Here is a 23,324-nt window from a genome sequence, read left to right as displayed (position 1 = left end):
TGCCTCATCCATAATACGTTTCTGTTACAATCCTATCACACATCGAATAGGAATCTAGACGTCCAAAATAGATTTATTTATCCAAATTAGAAATAAAGTTTGATATTTATCAATTTGAGTGGAAAATGACCTGAATCACATTTTGTTACATAAATAAGATATATAGAGGTTAACAATGTCCGTATATAACACACTCTGCTTTCTTGCAGCTGCTGCTATGTTAATCGCATTTTTTAATAGCAAAATAGGAAAAATGCAGACAACGATAGCAATCACTGCAGGCTCAATGATGCTATCACTAGGGATAATTTTTGCTGGTCACAATGATTGGTTTCATCTTAGAGAAGTTGCGACTGAAACTCTGACAGATATAAATTTCGAAGATTTTTTATTAAAAGGAATATTAGGTTTCTTATTATTTGCTGGCGGGCTAGGGATAAAACTTCAAAACCTTAAAGATCAAAAGTGGGAAATAACCGTACTTGCTTTAGGAGCTACCTTATTCTCAACTTTCTTTATTGGTTTTACTCTATGGGGAATATGTAATCTAATAGGTATTAATCTTGATTTAATCTACTGCTTATTATTTGGCTCATTGATCTCACCAACCGATCCTATTGCCGTACTTGCGATAGTAAAAAAGCTGAATGCTCCACAACGTATTTCGACTCAAATCGAAGGTGAATCATTATTCAATGATGGTTTTGGTTTAGTAATTTTCGTTACGCTATTTACCATTGCTTTTGGTTCAGAAACACCAACAATTGGTAGTGTAACAGCACTATTTTTACAGGAAGCTATTGGCGGTATTATTTACGGTTTCCTTTTAGGTTTAATTTTCCATTATCTAATAAGTTCAACTAATGACCATTCAATGGAATTATTATTAACCATAGGTATCCCAACATCAGGTTATGCATTTGCTGAAGTCATTCATGTTTCAGGTCCTTTAGCTATGGTCGTATCTGGTATAATGATCGGCAACTGGACCCGTTATATTGGTTTTTCAAAAGAAAGTGAAGAGCATTTAGACCATTTCTGGGAGCTTGTTGATGAATTCTTAAATGGCGTGTTATTTCTTCTTATTGGTATGTCTATGTTGTTATTCCAATTCCATCAAGAAGACTGGATCTTAATGGCAATATCTATCCCACTGGTGCTAGCAAGTCGCTATTTAAGCGTTTACTTACCATATATTGGCTTTAAACGATTCAGAACTTATAACCCATTATCCGTAAATATCTTAACTTGGGGCGGCCTTCGAGGCGGACTGGCTTTAGCGATGGCTTTGGCTATCCCATCAGGCATTATCATCATCCCAGATAAGAATATAGATGTCAGAGAAATTATTCTTGTTATGACTTATTCTGTTGTTGTTTTCTCTATTTTGGTTCAAGGCTCAACCATTACAACCATGATTGAAAAAGCAAAGAAATTAGAAAAAGATTCTTAATCCATAGCACTATCAATTATTAATGGAGATGCATATTGTGTATCTCCATTTTTTATATCTATAATACCAATTCCGTTAATTAACTTATCAATTTTAACCAATATCTAAAGCAGAGTAAGATGACTCTGTCTTTATCTTCACAAAACCGATTCCACGCTCTACATAATGTCTCTACGATATCGTCATAGTTTTCGAAGCACCTGTTTGCTACTTCATTTTGGCGGAGCCAACTCCATACCTGTTCTATAGGGTTAAGTTCGGGCGAATAAGGTGGGATATGAATTATGGTGAGGTTCTCAAATTCATCGGCAAGATAGCTCTGGTGCCAACTCGCTTGATCCATGATAACAACAGCATGCTTGCCAGCTAGTGTGGCTTGAGAAATTAATCTGAGTTGCTCTTTCATTGCTTCCATATTGCTCAGGGGAACCACTATCGCTTCAGTTTCTCCTGTCGTGACACATACAGCTCCGAAAAGGTATGCATACTCAAATTGCTGTTGTTGTACTACTCTAGGGCGGGTCCCTTTCTCTGCCAATATGCGCGTTGTTGTATTGCGTTGACCAAATCTAGCCTCGTCTTGAAACCATATTTGAACATCTTTTAAGGGGACATGACCAGGGATCTTAAGGAGCGTTTCGATTGGGAATTTTTTTAAAAGCTTCTTGAGCTTCAACTGACTGCTTAGGATGTTTGGAACGAGTTGTAATCCAACTCAAACCTATGTCATGTAATAACTGATAGAGCGCCGACTTTTTATATGATGTATTGAAGTTGCTTTCTATATAGAGCCCAATGTCTCTTGCTTGAAGACGACCGCCACTCTCATTTACGGCATGTTCGATAACACATTCTTTGAGTTGTGATTTTTGCTCGTCTGTTAGGCGATAAGGCCTACCAGAATGTGGTTTCTCTTGAAGTCCTTGAAGACCATTGTTGAGATATGCTTTGACCCATTTATTGACGCTTACTCTGCTAACTTTAAGATACTTAGCTATTTGAGTGCGACTTTTACCGTCAACAAAATGAGAAACGGATAAATAACGCACTCTAAGTCGAGCATTGGATGTGGAATTAATCAAACTCGGGAAATCATGCTTCATAAGGACTCCTTTTAAGAGTCCATATTAGATCATAAAATTAACGAAATTGGTATTATAACCTGAACGATTCGTTTTATTCAGATGTAAAAAAGCCCTAATCTTTCGATTAGGGCTTTCTTGGTGTAGTGGCGGAGTGGACGGGACTCGAACCCGCGACCCCCGGCGTGACAGGCCGGTATTCTAACCAACTGAACTACCACTCCGCAGTGTCTATTCAGGTGTATCTTAATTTAAAAGCCTGGCGATGTCCTACTCTCACATGGGGAAACCCCACACTACCATCGGCGCTATTACGTTTCACTTCTGAGTTCGGCATGGGATCAGGTGGGTCCATAACGCTATGGTCGCCAAGCAAATTCTTTCTATCTACCTCACTAAGAGATAAATAATAATCTGGAAAGCCGTTTCTCTATATAAAGAGTTGTTCTTAATCACATTCAATCTGTTTCTTGCAACTTTAAATCCGTTCAAAACCCCTTGGGTGTTGTATGGTTAAGCCTCACGGGCAATTAGTACAGGTTAGCTCAATGCCTCGCAGCACTTACACACCCTGCCTATCTACGTCGTAGTCTCCAACAACCCTTTAGGATACGTATAGTATCAGGGATGACTCATCTCAAGGCTCGCTTCACGCTTAGATGCTTTCAGCGTTTATCGATCCCGAACTTAGCTACCGGGCAATGCTACTGGCGTAACAACCCGAACACCAGAGGTTCGTCCACTCCGGTCCTCTCGTACTAGGAGCAGCCCCTTTCAATCATCCAACGCCCACGGCAGATAGGGACCGAACTGTCTCACGACGTTCTAAACCCAGCTCGCGTACCACTTTAAATGGCGAACAGCCATACCCTTGGGACCGACTTCAGCCCCAGGATGTGATGAGCCGACATCGAGGTGCCAAACACCGCCGTCGATATGAACTCTTGGGCGGTATCAGCCTGTTATCCCCGGAGTACCTTTTATCCGTTGAGCGATGGCCCTTCCATTCAGAACCACCGGATCACTATGACCTACTTTCGTACCTGCTCGAATTGTCATTCTCGCAGTCAAGCGGGCTTATGCCATTGCACTAACCACACGATGTCCAACCGTGTTTAGCCCACCTTCGTGCTCCTCCGTTACTCTTTGGGAGGAGACCGCCCCAGTCAAACTACCCACCAGGCACTGTCCGCAACCCCGATAAGGGGCCAACGTTAGAACATCAAGCATACAAGGGTGGTATTTCAAGATTGCCTCCACCAATACTAGCGTACTGGTTTCAAAGGCTCCCACCTATCCTACACATGTAGGGTCAATGTTCAGTGCCAAGCTGTAGTAAAGGTTCACGGGGTCTTTCCGTCTAGCCGCGGGTACACTGCATCTTCACAGCGATTTCAATTTCACTGAGTCTCGGGTGGAGACAGCGTGGCCATCATTACGCCATTCGTGCAGGTCGGAACTTACCCGACAAGGAATTTCGCTACCTTAGGACCGTTATAGTTACGGCCGCCGTTTACTTGGGCTTCGATCAAGAGCTTCGACCGAAGTCTAACCCCATCAATTAACCTTCAAGCACCGGGCAGGCGTCACACCGTATACGTCATCTTACGATTTAGCACAGTGCTATGTTTTTAATAAACAGTTGCAGCCACCTGGTATCTGCGACTCCCGGCAGCTTAGAGAGCAAGTCTCATCACCGCTAGGAGCGTACCTTCTCCCGAAGTTACGGTACCATTTTGCCTAGTTCCTTCACCCGAGTTCTCTCAAGCGCCTTAGTATTCTCTACTCGACCACCTGTGTCGGTTTGGGGTACGATTTCTTATAATCTGAAGCTTAGAGGCTTTTCCTGGAAGCATGGCATCAATGGCTTCACATCCGTAGATGCTCGACATCGTGTCTCAGCCTAACAAGAGTCCGGATTTACCTAAACTCTTAGCCTACGCACTTGAACTTGGACGACCGTCGCCAAGCCCACCTAGCCTTCTCCGTCCCCCCATCGCAATTATAAGAAGTACGGGAATATTAACCCGTTTCCCATCGACTACGCTTTTCAGCCTCGCCTTAGGGGTCGACTTACCCTGCCCCGATTAACGTTGGACAGGAACCCTTGGTCTTCCGGCGAGGGGGTTTTTCACCCCCTTTATCGTTACTCATGTCAGCATTCGCACTTCTGATACCTCCAGCATGCCTTACAGCACACCTTCGACGGCTTACAGAACGCTCCCCTACCCAACACAATAAATTGCATTGCCGCAGCTTCGGTGTATAGCTTAGCCCCGTTACATCTTCCGCGCAGGCCGACTCGACCAGTGAGCTATTACGCTTTCTTTAAATGATGGCTGCTTCTAAGCCAACATCCTGGCTGTCTGAGCCTTCCCACATCGTTTCCCACTTAGCTATAACTTTGGGACCTTAGCTGGCGGTCTGGGTTGTTTCCCTCTCCACGACGGACGTTAGCACCCGCCGTGTGTCTCCCGGATAGTACTTACTGGTATTCGGAGTTTGCAAAGGGTTGGTAAGTCGGGATGACCCCCTAGCCTTAACAGTGCTCTACCCCCAGTAGTATTCGTCCGAGGCTCTACCTAAATAGATTTCGGGGAGAACCAGCTATCTCCAAGTTTGATTGGCCTTTCACCCCTAGCCACAAGTCATCCGCTAATTTTTCAACATTAGTCGGTTCGGTCCTCCAATTGATGTTACTCAATCTTCAACCTGCCCATGGCTAGATCACTTGGTTTCGGGTCTATATCCAGAGACTGAACGCCCAGTTAAGACTCGGTTTCCCTACGGCTCCCCTAAACGGTTAACCTTGCCACTGAATATAAGTCGCTGACCCATTATACAAAAGGTACGCAGTCACATAACAAGTATGCTCCTACTGCTTGTACGTACACGGTTTCAGGTTCTATTTCACTCCCCTCACAGGGGTTCTTTTCGCCTTTCCCTCACGGTACTGGTTCACTATCGGTCAGTCAGTAGTATTTAGCCTTGGAGGATGGTCCCCCCATATTCAGACAGGATATCACGTGTCCCGCCTTACTCGTTTTCACTGATGATGAGATGTCGGTTACAGGGCTATCACCTTGTATCGCGCCACTTTCCAGAGGCTTCACCTGTCTCATTAAAAGCTTAAGGGCTAACCCAATTTCGCTCGCCGCTACTTTCGGGATCTCGGTTGATTTCTCTTCCTCGGGGTACTTAGATGTTTCAGTTCTCCCGGTTTGCTTCGCTGCGCTATGTATTCACGCAGCGATACTAGCTTATGCTAGTGGGTTTCCCCATTCAGAAATCCCAGACTCAAAAGGTTTTTACTACCTAATCTGGGCTTATCGCAAGTTAATACGTCTTTCATCGCCTCTGACTGCCAAGGCATCCACCGTGTACGCTTAGTCACTTAACCATACAACCCCAAGAGGTTTCGTATGGCATAAACAACCAAGGTTGAACTCGTCATTGCGAGTTCTGGTTTTTCGCCGGATTCAAAATACAAGAACACTTGAATGTGTTTTTAATTTGTTTATCTAAGATAAACAAAAGATATTAAGAACTTTTAAATTTTGATTTGAATAACTCGTAAGTTATTTAAATCAGTCAGCTTTCCAAATTGTTAAAGAGCTTAAAGCAAAAAGCTTTAATCAATAATCGAAATCATTAATTAAAGCTCTGTCACTTCAACTTATTAAAACCTAATCAATCTGTGTGAACACTCATAAATCGTAATCTATCGTTTAAGGAGGTGATCCAGCCCCAGGTTCCCCTAGGGCTACCTTGTTACGACTTCACCCCAGTCATGAACCACAAAGTGGTGAGCGTCCTCCCGAAGGTTAAACTACCCACTTCTTTTGCAGCCCACTCCCATGGTGTGACGGGCGGTGTGTACAAGGCCCGGGAACGTATTCACCGTGACATTCTGATTCACGATTACTAGCGATTCCGACTTCACGGAGTCGAGTTGCAGACTCCGATCCGGACTACGACGCACTTTTTGGGATTCGCTCACTATCGCTAGCTTGCAGCCCTCTGTATGCGCCATTGTAGCACGTGTGTAGCCCTACTCGTAAGGGCCATGATGACTTGACGTCGTCCCCACCTTCCTCCGGTTTATCACCGGCAGTCTCCCTGGAGTTCCCACCATTACGTGCTGGCAAACAAGGATAAGGGTTGCGCTCGTTGCGGGACTTAACCCAACATTTCACAACACGAGCTGACGACAGCCATGCAGCACCTGTCTCAGAGTTCCCGAAGGCACTAAGCTATCTCTAGCGAATTCTCTGGATGTCAAGAGTAGGTAAGGTTCTTCGCGTTGCATCGAATTAAACCACATGCTCCACCGCTTGTGCGGGCCCCCGTCAATTCATTTGAGTTTTAATCTTGCGACCGTACTCCCCAGGCGGTCTACTTAACGCGTTAGCTCCGAAAGCCACGGCTCAAGGCCACAACCTCCAAGTAGACATCGTTTACGGCGTGGACTACCAGGGTATCTAATCCTGTTTGCTCCCCACGCTTTCGCATCTGAGTGTCAGTGTCTGTCCAGGGGGCCGCCTTCGCCACTGGTATTCCTTCAGATCTCTACGCATTTCACCGCTACACCTGAAATTCTACCCCCCTCTACAGCACTCTAGTTTGCCAGTTTCAAATGCGGTTCCGAGGTTGAGCCCCGGGCTTTCACATCTGACTTAACAAACCACCTGCATGCGCTTTACGCCCAGTAATTCCGATTAACGCTCGCACCCTCCGTATTACCGCGGCTGCTGGCACGGAGTTAGCCGGTGCTTCTTCTGTCGCTAACGTCAAGATGTGCAGCTATTAACTACACACCCTTCCTCACGACTGAAAGTACTTTACAACCCGAAGGCCTTCTTCATACACGCGGCATGGCTGCATCAGGCTTTCGCCCATTGTGCAATATTCCCCACTGCTGCCTCCCGTAGGAGTCTGGACCGTGTCTCAGTTCCAGTGTGGCTGATCATCCTCTCAGACCAGCTAGAGATCGTCGCCTTGGTGAGCTCTTACCTCACCAACAAGCTAATCTCACCTGGGCTAATCTTAGCGCGAGAGGTCCGAAGATCCCCCTCTTTGGTCCGAAGACATTATGCGGTATTAGCTATCGTTTCCAATAGTTATCCCCCACACTAAGGCATATTCCCAGGCATTACTCACCCGTCCGCCGCTCGTCAGCAAATTAGCAAGCTAATTTCTGTTACCGCTCGACTTGCATGTGTTAGGCCTGCCGCCAGCGTTCAATCTGAGCCATGATCAAACTCTTCAATTAAAGTTTTTTGGTTTGTTTCAGCAGAAACAAAACCGGCTCAATGATTAATACTGATTTCTTACATAAAAGTAATTTTGTGTAGTCACTCAGTTCATTGATTATTTTTGTTTGAATTCACTTCGAAAAGTAAAAGCAAACTAGTGATTATCAACTCACAAGTGCCCACACAGATTGATTTGGTTAAATTGTTAAAGAGCTTGTCTTTCAACCACTTAGCGTTACCGCTTCGTCGCTTCAGGCTGCGTATAATACGCTTTCTGATTTGAAAGTCAAGATAATATTTTCAACTTTTTCATTTATTTATGAAAGACTTAAAAACGTTATGTTGACTTGGCTCACAGTGACAATCTGGGAGCGAAATAAAAGCCCGTTCTATTGAACGGGCACTTATTCAAATTCAAGCCTGGCGATGTCCTACTCTCACATGGGGAAACCCCACACTACCATCGGCGCTATTACGTTTCACTTCTGAGTTCGGCATGGGATCAGGTGGGTCCATAACGCTATGGTCGCCAAGCAAATTCTTTCTATCTACCTCACTAAGAGATAAATAATAATCTGGAAAGCCGTTTCTCTATATAAAGAGTTGTTCTTAATCACATTCAATCTGTTTCTTGCAACTTTAAATCCGTTCAAAACCCCTTGGGTGTTGTATGGTTAAGCCTCACGGGCAATTAGTACAGGTTAGCTCAATGCCTCGCAGCACTTACACACCCTGCCTATCTACGTCGTAGTCTCCAACAACCCTTTAGGATACGTATAGTATCAGGGATGACTCATCTCAAGGCTCGCTTCACGCTTAGATGCTTTCAGCGTTTATCGATCCCGAACTTAGCTACCGGGCAATGCTACTGGCGTAACAACCCGAACACCAGAGGTTCGTCCACTCCGGTCCTCTCGTACTAGGAGCAGCCCCTTTCAATCATCCAACGCCCACGGCAGATAGGGACCGAACTGTCTCACGACGTTCTAAACCCAGCTCGCGTACCACTTTAAATGGCGAACAGCCATACCCGTTGGGACCGACTTCAGCCCCAGGATGTGATGAGCCGACATCGAGGTGCCAAACACCGCCGTCGATATGAACTCTTGGGCGGTATCAGCCTGTTATCCCCGGAGTACCTTTTATCCGTTGAGCGATGGCCCTTCCATTCAGAACCACCGGATCACTATGACCTACTTTCGTACCTGCTCGAATTGTCATTCTCGCAGTCAAGCGGGCTTATGCCATTGCACTAACCACACGATGTCCAACCGTGTTTAGCCCACCTTCGTGCTCCTCCGTTACTCTTTGGGAGGAGACCGCCCCAGTCAAACTACCCACCAGGCACTGTCCGCAACCCCGATAAGGGGCCAACGTTAGAACATCAAGCATACAAGGGTGGTATTTCAAGATTGCCTCCACCAATACTAGCGTACTGGTTTCAAAGGCTCCCACCTATCCTACACATGTAGGGTCAATGTTCAGTGCCAAGCTGTAGTAAAGGTTCACGGGGTCTTTCCGTCTAGCCGCGGGGTACACTGCATCTTCACAGCGATTTCAATTTCACTGAGTCTCGGGTGGAGACAGCGTGGCCATCATTACGCCATTCGTGCAGGTCGGAACTTACCCGACAAGGAATTTCGCTACCTTAGGACCGTTATAGTTACGGCCGCCGTTTACTTGGGCTTCGATCAAGAGCTTCGACCGAAGTCTAACCCCATCAATTAACCTTCAAGCACCGGGCAGGCGTCACACCGTATACGTCATCTTACGATTTAGCACAGTGCTATGTTTTTAATAAACAGTTGCAGCCACCTGGTATCTGCGACTCCCGGCAGCTTAGAGAGCAAGTCTCATCACCGCTAGGAGCGTACCTTCTCCCGAAGTTACGGTACCATTTTGCCTAGTTCCTTCACCCGAGTTCTCTCAAGCGCCTTAGTATTCTCTACTCGACCACCTGTGTCGGTTTGGGGTACGATTTCTTATAATCTGAAGCTTAGAGGCTTTTCCTGGAAGCATGGCATCAATGGCTTCACATCCGTAGATGCTCGACATCGTGTCTCAGCCTAACAAGAGTCCGGATTTACCTAAACTCTTAGCCTACGCACTTGAACTTGGACGACCGTCGCCAAGCCCACCTAGCCTTCTCCGTCCCCCCATCGCAATTATAAGAAGTACGGGAATATTAACCCGTTTCCCATCGACTACGCTTTTCAGCCTCGCCTTAGGGGTCGACTTACCCTGCCCCGATTAACGTTGGACAGGAACCCTTGGTCTTCCGGCGAGGGGGTTTTTCACCCCCTTTATCGTTACTCATGTCAGCATTCGCACTTCTGATACCTCCAGCATGCCTTACAGCACACCTTCGACGGCTTACAGAACGCTCCCCTACCCAACACAATAAATTGCATTGCCGCAGCTTCGGTGTATAGCTTAGCCCCGTTACATCTTCCGCGCAGGCCGACTCGACCAGTGAGCTATTACGCTTTCTTTAAATGATGGCTGCTTCTAAGCCAACATCCTGGCTGTCTGAGCCTTCCCACATCGTTTCCCACTTAGCTATAACTTTGGGACCTTAGCTGGCGGTCTGGGTTGTTTCCCTCTCCACGACGGACGTTAGCACCCGCCGTGTGTCTCCCGGATAGTACTTACTGGTATTCGGAGTTTGCAAAGGGTTGGTAAGTCGGGATGACCCCCTAGCCTTAACAGTGCTCTACCCCCAGTAGTATTCGTCCGAGGCTCTACCTAAATAGATTTCGGGGAGAACCAGCTATCTCCAAGTTTGATTGGCCTTTCACCCCTAGCCACAAGTCATCCGCTAATTTTTCAACATTAGTCGGTTCGGTCCTCCAATTGATGTTACTCAATCTTCAACCTGCCCATGGCTAGATCACTTGGTTTCGGGTCTATATCCAGAGACTGAACGCCCAGTTAAGACTCGGTTTCCCTACGGCTCCCCTAAACGGTTAACCTTGCCACTGAATATAAGTCGCTGACCCATTATACAAAAGGTACGCAGTCACATAACAAGTATGCTCCTACTGCTTGTACGTACACGGTTTCAGGTTCTATTTCACTCCCCTCACAGGGGTTCTTTTCGCCTTTCCCTCACGGTACTGGTTCACTATCGGTCAGTCAGTAGTATTTAGCCTTGGAGGATGGTCCCCCCATATTCAGACAGGATATCACGTGTCCCGCCTTACTCGTTTTCACTGATGATGAGATGTCGGTTACAGGGCTATCACCTTGTATCGCGCCACTTTCCAGAGGCTTCACCTGTCTCATTAAAAGCTTAAGGGCTAACCCAATTTCGCTCGCCGCTACTTTCGGGATCTCGGTTGATTTCTCTTCCTCGGGGTACTTAGATGTTTCAGTTCTCCCGGTTTGCTTCGCTGCGCTATGTATTCACGCAGCGATACTAGCTTATGCTAGTGGGTTTCCCCATTCAGAAATCCCAGACTCAAAAGGTTTTTACTACCTAATCTGGGCTTATCGCAAGTTAATACGTCTTTCATCGCCTCTGACTGCCAAGGCATCCACCGTGTACGCTTAGTCACTTAACCATACAACCCCAAGAGGTTTCGTATGGCATAAACAACCAAGGTTGAACTCGTCATTGCGAGTTCTGGTTTTTCGCCGGATTCAAAATACAAGAACACTTGAATGTGTTTTTAATTTGTTTATCTAAGATAAACAAAAGATATTAAGAACTTTTAAATTTTGATTTGAATAACTCGTAAGTTATTTAAATCAGTCAGCTTTCCAAATTGTTAAAGAGCTTAAAGCAAAAAGCTTTAATCAATAATCGAAATCATTAATTAAAGCTCTGTCACTTCAACTTATTAAAACCTAATCAATCTGTGTGAACACTCATAAATCGTAATCTATCGTTTAAGGAGGTGATCCAGCCCCAGGTTCCCCTAGGGCTACCTTGTTACGACTTCACCCCAGTCATGAACCACAAAGTGGTGAGCGTCCTCCCGAAGGTTAAACTACCCACTTCTTTTGCAGCCCACTCCCATGGTGTGACGGGGCGGTGTGTACAAGGCCCGGGAACGTATTCACCGTGACATTCTGATTCACGATTACTAGCGATTCCGACTTCACGGAGTCGAGTTGCAGACTCCGATCCGGACTACGACGCACTTTTTGGGATTCGCTCACTATCGCTAGCTTGCAGCCCTCTGTATGCGCCATTGTAGCACGTGTGTAGCCCTACTCGTAAGGGCCATGATGACTTGACGTCGTCCCCACCTTCCTCCGGTTTATCACCGGCAGTCTCCCTGGAGTTCCCACCATTACGTGCTGGCAAACAAGGATAAGGGTTGCGCTCGTTGCGGGACTTAACCCAACATTTCACAACACGAGCTGACGACAGCCATGCAGCACCTGTCTCAGAGTTCCCGAAGGCACTAAGCTATCTCTAGCGAATTCTCTGGATGTCAAGAGTAGGTAAGGTTCTTCGCGTTGCATCGAATTAAACCACATGCTCCACCGCTTGTGCGGGCCCCCGTCAATTCATTTGAGTTTTAATCTTGCGACCGTACTCCCCAGGCGGTCTACTTAACGCGTTAGCTCCGAAAGCCACGGCTCAAGGCCACAACCTCCAAGTAGACATCGTTTACGGCGTGGACTACCAGGGTATCTAATCCTGTTTGCTCCCCACGCTTTCGCATCTGAGTGTCAGTGTCTGTCCAGGGGGCCGCCTTCGCCACTGGTATTCCTTCAGATCTCTACGCATTTCACCGCTACACCTGAAATTCTACCCCCCTCTACAGCACTCTAGTTTGCCAGTTTCAAATGCGGTTCCGAGGTTGAGCCCCGGGCTTTCACATCTGACTTAACAAACCACCTGCATGCGCTTTACGCCCAGTAATTCCGATTAACGCTCGCACCCTCCGTATTACCGCGGCTGCTGGCACGGAGTTAGCCGGTGCTTCTTCTGTCGCTAACGTCAAGATGTGCAGCTATTAACTACACACCCTTCCTCACGACTGAAAGTACTTTACAACCCGAAGGCCTTCTTCATACACGCGGCATGGCTGCATCAGGCTTTCGCCCATTGTGCAATATTCCCCACTGCTGCCTCCCGTAGGAGTCTGGACCGTGTCTCAGTTCCAGTGTGGCTGATCATCCTCTCAGACCAGCTAGAGATCGTCGCCTTGGTGAGCTCTTACCTCACCAACAAGCTAATCTCACCTGGGCTAATCTTAGCGCGAGAGGTCCGAAGATCCCCCTCTTTGGTCCGAAGACATTATGCGGTATTAGCTATCGTTTCCAATAGTTATCCCCCACACTAAGGCATATTCCCAGGCATTACTCACCCGTCCGCCGCTCGTCAGCAAATTAGCAAGCTAATTTCTGTTACCGCTCGACTTGCATGTGTTAGGCCTGCCGCCAGCGTTCAATCTGAGCCATGATCAAACTCTTCAATTAAAGTTTTTTGGTTTGTTTCAGCAGAAACAAAACCGGCTCAATGATTAATACTGATTTCTTACATAAAAGTAATTTTGTGTAGTCACTCAGTTCATTGATTATTTTTGTTTGAATTCACTTCGAAAAGTAAAAGCAAACTAGTGATTATCAACTCACAAGTGCCCACACAGATTGATTTGGTTAAATTGTTAAAGAGCTTGTCTTTCAACCACTTAGCGTTACCGCTTCGTCGCTTCAGGCTGCGTATAATACGCTTTCTGATTTGAAAGTCAAGATAATATTTTCAACTTTTTCATTTATTTATGAAAGACTTAAAAACGTTATGTTGACTTGGCTCACAGTGACAATCTGGGAGCGAAATAAAAGCCCGTTCTATTGAACGGGCACTTATTCAAATTCAAGCCTGGCGATGTCCTACTCTCACATGGGGAAACCCCACACTACCATCGGCGCTATTACGTTTCACTTCTGAGTTCGGCATGGGATCAGGTGGGTCCATAACGCTATGGTCGCCAAGCAAATTCTTTCTATCTACCTCACTAAGAGATAAATAATAATCTGGAAAGCCGTTTCTCTATATAAAGAGTTGTTCTTAATCACATTCAATCTGTTTCTTGCAACTTTAAATCCGTTCAAAACCCCTTGGGTGTTGTATGGTTAAGCCTCACGGGCAATTAGTACAGGTTAGCTCAATGCCTCGCAGCACTTACACACCCTGCCTATCTACGTCGTAGTCTCCAACAACCCTTTAGGATACGTATAGTATCAGGGATGACTCATCTCAAGGCTCGCTTCACGCTTAGATGCTTTCAGCGTTTATCGATCCCGAACTTAGCTACCGGGCAATGCTACTGGCGTAACAACCCGAACACCAGAGGTTCGTCCACTCCGGTCCTCTCGTACTAGGAGCAGCCCCTTTCAATCATCCAACGCCCACGGCAGATAGGGACCGAACTGTCTCACGACGTTCTAAACCCAGCTCGCGTACCACTTTAAATGGCGAACAGCCATACCCTTGGGACCGACTTCAGCCCCAGGATGTGATGAGCCGACATCGAGGTGCCAAACACCGCCGTCGATATGAACTCTTGGGCGGTATCAGCCTGTTATCCCCGGAGTACCTTTTATCCGTTGAGCGATGGCCCTTCCATTCAGAACCACCGGATCACTATGACCTACTTTCGTACCTGCTCGAATTGTCATTCTCGCAGTCAAGCGGGCTTATGCCATTGCACTAACCACACGATGTCCAACCGTGTTTAGCCCACCTTCGTGCTCCTCCGTTACTCTTTGGGAGGAGACCGCCCCAGTCAAACTACCCACCAGGCACTGTCCGCAACCCCGATAAGGGGCCAACGTTAGAACATCAAGCATACAAGGGTGGTATTTCAAGATTGCCTCCACCAATACTAGCGTACTGGTTTCAAAGGCTCCCACCTATCCTACACATGTAGGGTCAATGTTCAGTGCCAAGCTGTAGTAAAGGTTCACGGGGTCTTTCCGTCTAGCCGCGGGTACACTGCATCTTCACAGCGATTTCAATTTCACTGAGTCTCGGGTGGAGACAGCGTGGCCATCATTACGCCATTCGTGCAGGTCGGAACTTACCCGACAAGGAATTTCGCTACCTTAGGACCGTTATAGTTACGGCCGCCGTTTACTTGGGCTTCGATCAAGAGCTTCGACCGAAGTCTAACCCCATCAATTAACCTTCAAGCACCGGGCAGGCGTCACACCGTATACGTCATCTTACGATTTAGCACAGTGCTATGTTTTTAATAAACAGTTGCAGCCACCTGGTATCTGCGACTCCCGGCAGCTTAGAGAGCAAGTCTCATCACCGCTAGGAGCGTACCTTCTCCCGAAGTTACGGTACCATTTTGCCTAGTTCCTTCACCCGAGTTCTCTCAAGCGCCTTAGTATTCTCTACTCGACCACCTGTGTCGGTTTGGGGTACGATTTCTTATAATCTGAAGCTTAGAGGCTTTTCCTGGAAGCATGGCATCAATGGCTTCACATCCGTAGATGCTCGACATCGTGTCTCAGCCTAACAAGAGTCCGGATTTACCTAAACTCTTAGCCTACGCACTTGAACTTTGGACGACCGTCGCCAAGCCCACCTAGCCTTCTCCGTCCCCCCATCGCAATTATAAGAAGTACGGGAATATTAACCCGTTTCCCATCGACTACGCTTTTCAGCCTCGCCTTAGGGGTCGACTTACCCTGCCCCGATTAACGTTGGACAGGAACCCTTGGTCTTCCGGCGAGGGGGTTTTTCACCCCCTTTATCGTTACTCATGTCAGCATTCGCACTTCTGATACCTCCAGCATGCCTTACAGCACACCTTCGACGGCTTACAGAACGCTCCCCTACCCAACACAATAAATTGCATTGCCGCAGCTTCGGTGTATAGCTTAGCCCCGTTACATCTTCCGCGCAGGCCGACTCGACCAGTGAGCTATTACGCTTTCTTTAAATGATGGCTGCTTCTAAGCCAACATCCTGGCTGTCTGAGCCTTCCCACATCGTTTCCCACTTAGCTATAACTTTGGGACCTTAGCTGGCGGTCTGGGTTGTTTCCCTCTCCACGACGGACGTTAGCACCCGCCGTGTGTCTCCCGGATAGTACTTACTGGTATTCGGAGTTTGCAAAGGGTTGGTAAGTCGGGATGACCCCCTAGCCTTAACAGTGCTCTACCCCCAGTAGTATTCGTCCGAGGCTCTACCTAAATAGATTTCGGGGAGAACCAGCTATCTCCAAGTTTGATTGGCCTTTCACCCCTAGCCACAAGTCATCCGCTAATTTTTCAACATTAGTCGGTTCGGTCCTCCAATTGATGTTACTCAATCTTCAACCTGCCCATGGCTAGATCACTTGGTTTCGGGTCTATATCCAGAGACTGAACGCCCAGTTAAGACTCGGTTTCCCTACGGCTCCCCTAAACGGTTAACCTTGCCACTGAATATAAGTCGCTGACCCATTATACAAAAGGTACGCAGTCACATAACAAGTATGCTCCTACTGCTTGTACGTACACGGTTTCAGGTTCTATTTCACTCCCCTCACAGGGGTTCTTTTCGCCTTTCCCTCACGGTACTGGTTCACTATCGGTCAGTCAGTAGTATTTAGCCTTGGAGGATGGTCCCCCCATATTCAGACAGGATATCACGTGTCCCGCCTTACTCGTTTTCACTGATGATGAGATGTCGGTTACAGGGCTATCACCTTGTATCGCGCCACTTTCCAGAGGCTTCACCTGTCTCATTAAAAGCTTAAGGGCTAACCCAATTTCGCTCGCCGCTACTTTCGGGATCTCGGTTGATTTCTCTTCCTCGGGGTACTTAGATGTTTCAGTTCTCCCGGTTTGCTTCGCTGCGCTATGTATTCACGCAGCGATACTAGCTTATGCTAGTGGGTTTCCCCATTCAGAAATCCCAGACTCAAAAGGTTTTTACTACCTAATCTGGGCTTATCGCAAGTTAATACGTCTTTCATCGCCTCTGACTGCCAAGGCATCCACCGTGTACGCTTAGTCACTTAACCATACAACCCCAAGAGGTTTCGTATGGCATAAACAACCAAGGTTGAACTCGTCATTGCGAGTTCTGGTTTTTCGCCGGATTCAAAATACAAGAACACTTGAATGTGTTTTTAATTTGTTTATCTAAGATAAACAAAAGATATTAAGAACTTTTAAATTTTGATTTGAATAACTCGTAAGTTATTTAAATCAGTCAGCTTTCCAAATTGTTAAAGAGCTTAAAGCAAAAAGCTTTAATCAATAATCGAAATCATTAATTAAAGCTCTGTCACTTCAACTTATTAAAACCTAATCAATCTGTGTGAACACTCATAAATCGTAATCTATCGTTTAAGGAGGTGATCCAGCCCCAGGTTCCCCTAGGGCTACCTTGTTACGACTTCACCCCAGTCATGAACCACAAAGTGGTGAGCGTCCTCCCGAAGGTTAAACTACCCACTTCTTTTGCAGCCCACTCCCATGGTGTGACGGGCGGTGTGTACAAGGCCCGGGAACGTATTCACCGTGACATTCTGATTCACGATTACTAGCGATTCCGACTTCACGGAGTCGAGTTGCAGACTCCGATCCGGACTACGACGCACTTTTTGGGATTCGCTCACTATCGCTAGCTTGCAGCCCTCTGTATGCGCCATTGTAGCACGTGTGTAGCCCTACTCGTAAGGGCCATGATGACTTGACGTCGTCCCCACCTTCCTCCGGTTTATCACCGGCAGTCTCCCTGGAGTTCCCACCATTACGTGCTGGCAAACAAGGATAAGGGTTGCGCTCGTTGCGGGACTTAACCCAACATTTCACAACACGAGCTGACGACAGCCATGCAGCACCTGTCTCAGAGTTCCCGAAGGCACTAAGCTATCTCTAGCGAATTCTCTGGATGTCAAGAGTAGGTAAGGTTCTTCGCGTTGCATCGAATTAAACCACATGCTCCACCGCTTGTGCGGGCCCCCGTCAATTCATTTGAGTTTTAATCTTGCGACCGTACTCCCCAGGCGGTCTACTTAACGCGTTAGCTCCGAAAGCCACGGCTCAAGGCCACAACCTCCAAGTAGACATCGTTTACGGCGTGGACTACCAGGGTATCTAATCCTGTTTGCTCCCCACGCTTTCGCATCTGAGTGTCAGTGTCTGTCCAGGGGGCCGCCTTCGCCACTGGTATTCCTTCAGATCTCTACGCATTTCACCGCTACACCTGAAATTCTACCCCCCTCTACAGCACTCTAGTTTGCCAGTTTCAAATGCGGTTCCGAGGTTGAGCCCCGGGCTTTCACATCTGACTTAACAAACCACCTGCATGCGCTTTACGCCCAGTAATTCCGATTAACGCTCGCACCCTCCGTATTACCGCGGCTGCTGGCACGGAGTTAGCCGGTGCTTCTTCTGTCGCTAACGTCAAGATGTGCAGCTATTAACTACACACCCTTCCTCACGACTGAAAGTACTTTACAACCCGAAGGCCTTCTTCATACACGCGGCATGGCTGCATCAGGCTTTCGCCCATTGTGCAATATTCCCCACTGCTGCCTCCCGTAGGAGTCTGGACCGTGTCTCAGTTCCAGTGTGGCTGATCATCCTCTCAGACCAGCTAGAGATCGTCGCCTTGGTGAGCTCTTACCTCACCAACAAGCTAATCTCACCTGGGCTAATCTTAGCGCGAGAGGTCCGAAGATCCCCCTCTTTGGTCCGAAGACATTATGCGGTATTAGCTATCGTTTCCAATAGTTATCCCCCACACTAAGGCATATTCCCAGGCATTACTCACCCGTCCGCCGCTCGTCAGCAAATTAGCAAGCTAATTTCTGTTACCGCTCGACTTGCATGTGTTAGGCCTGCCGCCAGCGTTCAATCTGAGCCATGATCAAACTCTTCAATTAAAGTTTTTTGGTTTGTTTCAGCAGAAACAAAACCGGCTCAATGATTAATACTGATTTCTTACATAAAAGTAATTTTGTGTAGTCACTCAGTTCATTGATTATTTTTGTTTGAATTCACTTCGAAAAGTAAAAGCAAACTAGTGATTATCAACTCACAAGTGCCCACACAGATTGATTTGGTTAAATTGTTAAAGAGCTTGTCTTTCAACCACTTAGCGTTACCGCTTCGTCGCTTCAGGCTGCGTATAATACGCTTTCTGATTTGAAAGTCAAGATAATATTTTCAACTTTTTCATTTATTTATGAAAGACTTAAAAACGTTATGTTGACTTGGCTCACAGTGACAATCTGGGAGCGAAATAAAAGCCCGTTCTATTGAACGGGCACTTATTCAAATTCAAGCCTGGCGATGTCCTACTCTCACATGGGGAAACCCCACACTACCATCGGCGCTATTACGTTTCACTTCTGAGTTCGGCATGGGATCAGGTGGGTCCATAACGCTATGGTCGCCAAGCAAATTCTTTCTATCTACCTCACTAAGAGATAAATAATAATCTGGAAAGCCGTTTCTCTATATAAAGAGTTGTTCTTAATCACATTCAATCTGTTTCTTGCAACTTTAAATCCGTTCAAAACCCCTTGGGTGTTGTATGGTTAAGCCTCACGGGCAATTAGTACAGGTTAGCTCAATGCCTCGCAGCACTTACACACCCTGCCTATCTACGTCGTAGTCTCCAACAACCCTTTAGGATACGTATAGTATCAGGGATGACTCATCTCAAGGCTCGCTTCACGCTTAGATGCTTTCAGCGTTTATCGATCCCGAACTTAGCTACCGGGCAATGCTACTGGCGTAACAACCCGAACACCAGAGGTTCGTCCACTCCGGTCCTCTCGTACTAGGAGCAGCCCCTTTCAATCATCCAACGCCCACGGCAGATAGGGACCGAACTGTCTCACGACGTTCTAAACCCAGCTCGCGTACCACTTTAAATGGCGAACAGCCATACCCTTGGGACCGACTTCAGCCCCAGGATGTGATGAGCCGACATCGAGGTGCCAAACACCGCCGTCGATATGAACTCTTGGGCGGTATCAGCCTGTTATCCCCGGAGTACCTTTTATCCGTTGAGCGATGGCCCTTCCATTCAGAACCACCGGATCACTATGACCTACTTTCGTACCTGCTCGAATTGTCATTCTCGCAGTCAAGCGGGCTTATGCCATTGCACTAACCACACGATGTCCAACCGTGTTTAGCCCACCTTCGTGCTCCTCCGTTACTCTTTGGGAGGAGACCGCCCCAGTCAAACTACCCACCAGGCACTGTCCGCAACCCCGATAAGGGGCCAACGTTAGAACATCAAGCATACAAGGGTGGTATTTCAAGATTGCCTCCACCAATACTAGCGTACTGGTTTCAAAGGCTCCCACCTATCCTACACATGTAGGGTCAATGTTCAGTGCCAAGCTGTAGTAAAGGTTCACGGGGTCTTTCCGTCTAGCCGCGGGTACACTGCATCTTCACAGCGATTTCAATTTCACTGAGTCTCGGGTGGAGACAGCGTGGCCATCATTACGCCATTCGTGCAGGTCGGAACTTACCCGACAAGGAATTTCGCTACCTTAGGACCGTTATAGTTACGGCCGCCGTTTACTTGGGCTTCGATCAAGAGCTTCGACCGAAGTCTAACCCCATCAATTAACCTTCAAGCACCGGGCAGGCGTCACACCGTATACGTCATCTTACGATTTAGCACAGTGCTATGTTTTTAATAAACAGTTGCAGCCACCTGGTATCTGCGACTCCCGGCAGCTTAGAGAGCAAGTCTCATCACCGCTAGGAGCGTACCTTCTCCCGAAGTTACGGTACCATTTTGCCTAGTTCCTTCACCCGAGTTCTCTCAAGCGCCTTAGTATTCTCTACTCGACCACCTGTGTCGGTTTGGGGTACGATTTCTTATAATCTGAAGCTTAGAGGCTTTTCCTGGAAGCATGGCATCAATGGCTTCACATCCGTAGATGCTCGACATCGTGTCTCAGCCTAACAAGAGTCCGGATTTACCTAAACTCTTAGCCTACGCACTTGAACTTGGACGACCGTCGCCAAGCCCACCTAGCCTTCTCCGTCCCCCCATCGCAATTATAAGAAGTACGGGAATATTAACCCGTTTCCCATCGACTACGCTTTTCAGCCTCGCCTTAGGGGTCGACTTACCCTGCCCCGATTAACGTTGGACAGGAACCCTTGGTCTTCCGGCGAGGGGGTTTTTCACCCCCTTTATCGTTACTCATGTCAGCATTCGCACTTCTGATACCTCCAGCATGCCTTACAGCACACCTTCGACGGCTTACAGAACGCTCCCCTACCCAACACAATAAATTGCATTGCCGCAGCTTCGGTGTATAGCTTAGCCCCGTTACATCTTCCGCGCAGGCCGACTCGACCAGTGAGCTATTACGCTTTCTTTAAATGATGGCTGCTTCTAAGCCAACATCCTGGCTGTCTGAGCCTTCCCACATCGTTTCCCACTTAGCTATAACTTTGGGACCTTAGCTGGCGGTCTGGGTTGTTTCCCTCTCCACGACGGACGTTAGCACCCGCCGTGTGTCTCCCGGATAGTACTTACTGGTATTCGGAGTTTGCAAAGGGTTGGTAAGTCGGGATGACCCCCTAGCCTTAACAGTGCTCTACCCCCAGTAGTATTCGTCCGAGGCTCTACCTAAATAGATTTCGGGGAGAACCAGCTATCTCCAAGTTTGATTGGCCTTTCACCCCTAGCCACAAGTCATCCGCTAATTTTTCAACATTAGTCGGTTCGGTCCTCCAATTGATGTTACTCAATCTTCAACCTGCCCATGGCTAGATCACTTGGTTTCGGGTCTATATCCAGAGACTGAACGCCCAGTTAAGACTCGGTTTCCCTACGGCTCCCCTAAACGGTTAACCTTGCCACTGAATATAAGTCGCTGACCCATTATACAAAAGGTACGCAGTCACATAACAAGTATGCTCCTACTGCTTGTACGTACACGGTTTCAGGTTCTATTTCACTCCCCTCACAGGGGTTCTTTTCGCCTTTCCCTCACGGTACTGGTTCACTATCGGTCAGTCAGTAGTATTTAGCCTTGGAGGATGGTCCCCCCATATTCAGACAGGATATCACGTGTCCCGCCTTACTCGTTTTCACTGATGATGAGATGTCGGTTACAGGGCTATCACCTTGTATCGCGCCACTTTCCAGAGGCTTCACCTGTCTCATTAAAAGCTTAAGGGCTAACCCAATTTCGCTCGCCGCTACTTTCGGGATCTCGGTTGATTTCTCTTCCTCGGGGTACTTAGATGTTTCAGTTCTCCCGGTTTGCTTCGCTGCGCTATGTATTCACGCAGCGATACTAGCTTATGCTAGTGGGTTTCCCCATTCAGAAATCCCAGACTCAAAAGGTTTTTACTACCTAATCTGGGCTTATCGCAAGTTAATACGTCTTTCATCGCCTCTGACTGCCAAGGCATCCACCGTGTACGCTTAGTCACTTAACCATACAACCCCAAGAGGTTTCGTATGGCATAAACAACCAAGGTTGAACTCGTCATTGCGAGTTCTGGTTTTTCGCCGGATTCAAAATACAAGAACACTTGAATGTGTTTTTAATTTGTTTATCTAAGATAAACAAAAGATATTAAGAACTTTTAAATTTTGATTTGAATAACTCGTAAGTTATTTAAATCAGTCAGCTTTCCAAATTGTTAAAGAGCTTAAAGCAAAAAGCTTTAATCAATAATCGAAATCATTAATTAAAGCTCTGTCACTTCAACTTATTAAAACCTAATCAATCTGTGTGAACACTCATAAATCGTAATCTATCGTTTAAGGAGGTGATCCAGCCCCAGGTTCCCCTAGGGCTACCTTGTTACGACTTCACCCCAGTCATGAACCACAAAGTGGTGAGCGTCCTCCCGAAGGTTAAACTACCCACTTCTTTTGCAGCCCACTCCCATGGTGTGACGGGCGGTGTGTACAAGGCCCGGGAACGTATTCACCGTGACATTCTGATTCACGATTACTAGCGATTCCGACTTCACGGAGTCGAGTTGCAGACTCCGATCCGGACTACGACGCACTTTTTGGGATTCGCTCACTATCGCTAGCTTGCAGCCCTCTGTATGCGCCATTGTAGCACGTGTGTAGCCCTACTCGTAAGGGCCATGATGACTTGACGTCGTCCCCACCTTCCTCCGGTTTATCACCGGCAGTCTCCCTGGAGTTCCCACCATTACGTGCTGGCAAACAAGGATAAGGGTTGCGCTCGTTGCGGGACTTAACCCAACATTTCACAACACGAGCTGACGACAGCCATGCAGCACCTGTCTCAGAGTTCCCGAAGGCACTAAGCTATCTCTAGCGAATTCTCTGGATGTCAAGAGTAGGTAAGGTTCTTCGCGTTGCATCGAATTAAACCACATGCTCCACCGCTTGTGCGGGCCCCCGTCAATTCATTTGAGTTTTAATCTTGCGACCGTACTCCCCAGGCGGTCTACTTAACGCGTTAGCTCCGAAAGCCACGGCTCAAGGCCACAACCTCCAAGTAGACATCGTTTACGGCGTGGACTACCAGGGTATCTAATCCTGTTTGCTCCCCACGCTTTCGCATCTGAGTGTCAGTGTCTGTCCAGGGG

The 23,324-nt window shown here is 47.2% G+C and carries 2 protein-coding genes, 1 tRNA gene and 12 rRNA genes; 1 reads left to right on the top strand and 14 read right to left on the bottom strand.

Going from position 1 to position 23,324, the window contains the following annotated elements; all coding sequences use genetic code 11:
* Positions 1-175 precede the first annotated feature (175 nt).
* Complete coding sequence (locus tag ACU5DF_RS22945; RefSeq protein ID WP_446714011.1) at positions 176-1,453, top strand: cation:proton antiporter; 1,278 nt, start codon at positions 176-178, stop codon at positions 1,451-1,453.
* Positions 1,454-1,532: 79 nt separating this feature from the next.
* Here the strand turns inward: ACU5DF_RS22945 and ACU5DF_RS22940 are convergent.
* The 14 genes from ACU5DF_RS22940 to ACU5DF_RS22875 all read right to left on the bottom strand — a co-directional run.
* Positions 1,533-2,556, bottom strand: a protein-coding gene (locus ACU5DF_RS22940; protein ID WP_446714010.1) for an IS630 family transposase whose coding sequence is annotated in 2 segments (ribosomal slippage) — positions 1,533-2,103 and positions 2,102-2,556 — 1,026 coding nt in all. Because the reading frame shifts where the segments join, the coding sequence is not laid out codon by codon here.
* 126 nt (positions 2,557-2,682) lie between these two features.
* Positions 2,683-2,759: transfer RNA gene (locus ACU5DF_RS22935), tRNA-Asp, on the bottom strand.
* 33 nt (positions 2,760-2,792) lie between these two features.
* A 5S ribosomal RNA gene (gene rrf, locus ACU5DF_RS22930) occupies positions 2,793-2,908 on the bottom strand.
* Positions 2,909-3,044: 136 nt separating this feature from the next.
* Positions 3,045-5,935: ribosomal RNA gene (locus ACU5DF_RS22925) — 23S ribosomal RNA — on the bottom strand.
* A 329-nt stretch (positions 5,936-6,264) separates the two neighbouring features.
* A 16S ribosomal RNA gene (locus tag ACU5DF_RS22920) occupies positions 6,265-7,807 on the bottom strand.
* Between the two features lie 401 nt (positions 7,808-8,208).
* Positions 8,209-8,324 (bottom strand): 5S ribosomal RNA (gene rrf / locus ACU5DF_RS22915).
* A 136-nt stretch (positions 8,325-8,460) separates the two neighbouring features.
* Positions 8,461-11,353, bottom strand: a 23S ribosomal RNA gene (locus ACU5DF_RS22910).
* A 329-nt stretch (positions 11,354-11,682) separates the two neighbouring features.
* A 16S ribosomal RNA gene (locus ACU5DF_RS22905) occupies positions 11,683-13,226 on the bottom strand.
* A 401-nt stretch (positions 13,227-13,627) separates the two neighbouring features.
* A 5S ribosomal RNA gene (gene rrf, locus ACU5DF_RS22900) occupies positions 13,628-13,743 on the bottom strand.
* A 136-nt stretch (positions 13,744-13,879) separates the two neighbouring features.
* Positions 13,880-16,771 (bottom strand): 23S ribosomal RNA (locus ACU5DF_RS22895).
* A 329-nt stretch (positions 16,772-17,100) separates the two neighbouring features.
* Positions 17,101-18,643, bottom strand: a 16S ribosomal RNA gene (locus ACU5DF_RS22890).
* A 401-nt stretch (positions 18,644-19,044) separates the two neighbouring features.
* Positions 19,045-19,160: ribosomal RNA gene (rrf, locus tag ACU5DF_RS22885) — 5S ribosomal RNA — on the bottom strand.
* Between the two features lie 136 nt (positions 19,161-19,296).
* Positions 19,297-22,187, bottom strand: a 23S ribosomal RNA gene (locus tag ACU5DF_RS22880).
* A 329-nt stretch (positions 22,188-22,516) separates the two neighbouring features.
* A 16S ribosomal RNA gene (locus tag ACU5DF_RS22875) occupies positions 22,517-23,324 on the bottom strand; the annotation flags it as partial.

The sequence above is a fragment of the Aliivibrio wodanis genome, assembly GCF_052920805.1.
This window is presented reverse-complemented; position numbering and strand designations above follow the sequence as displayed.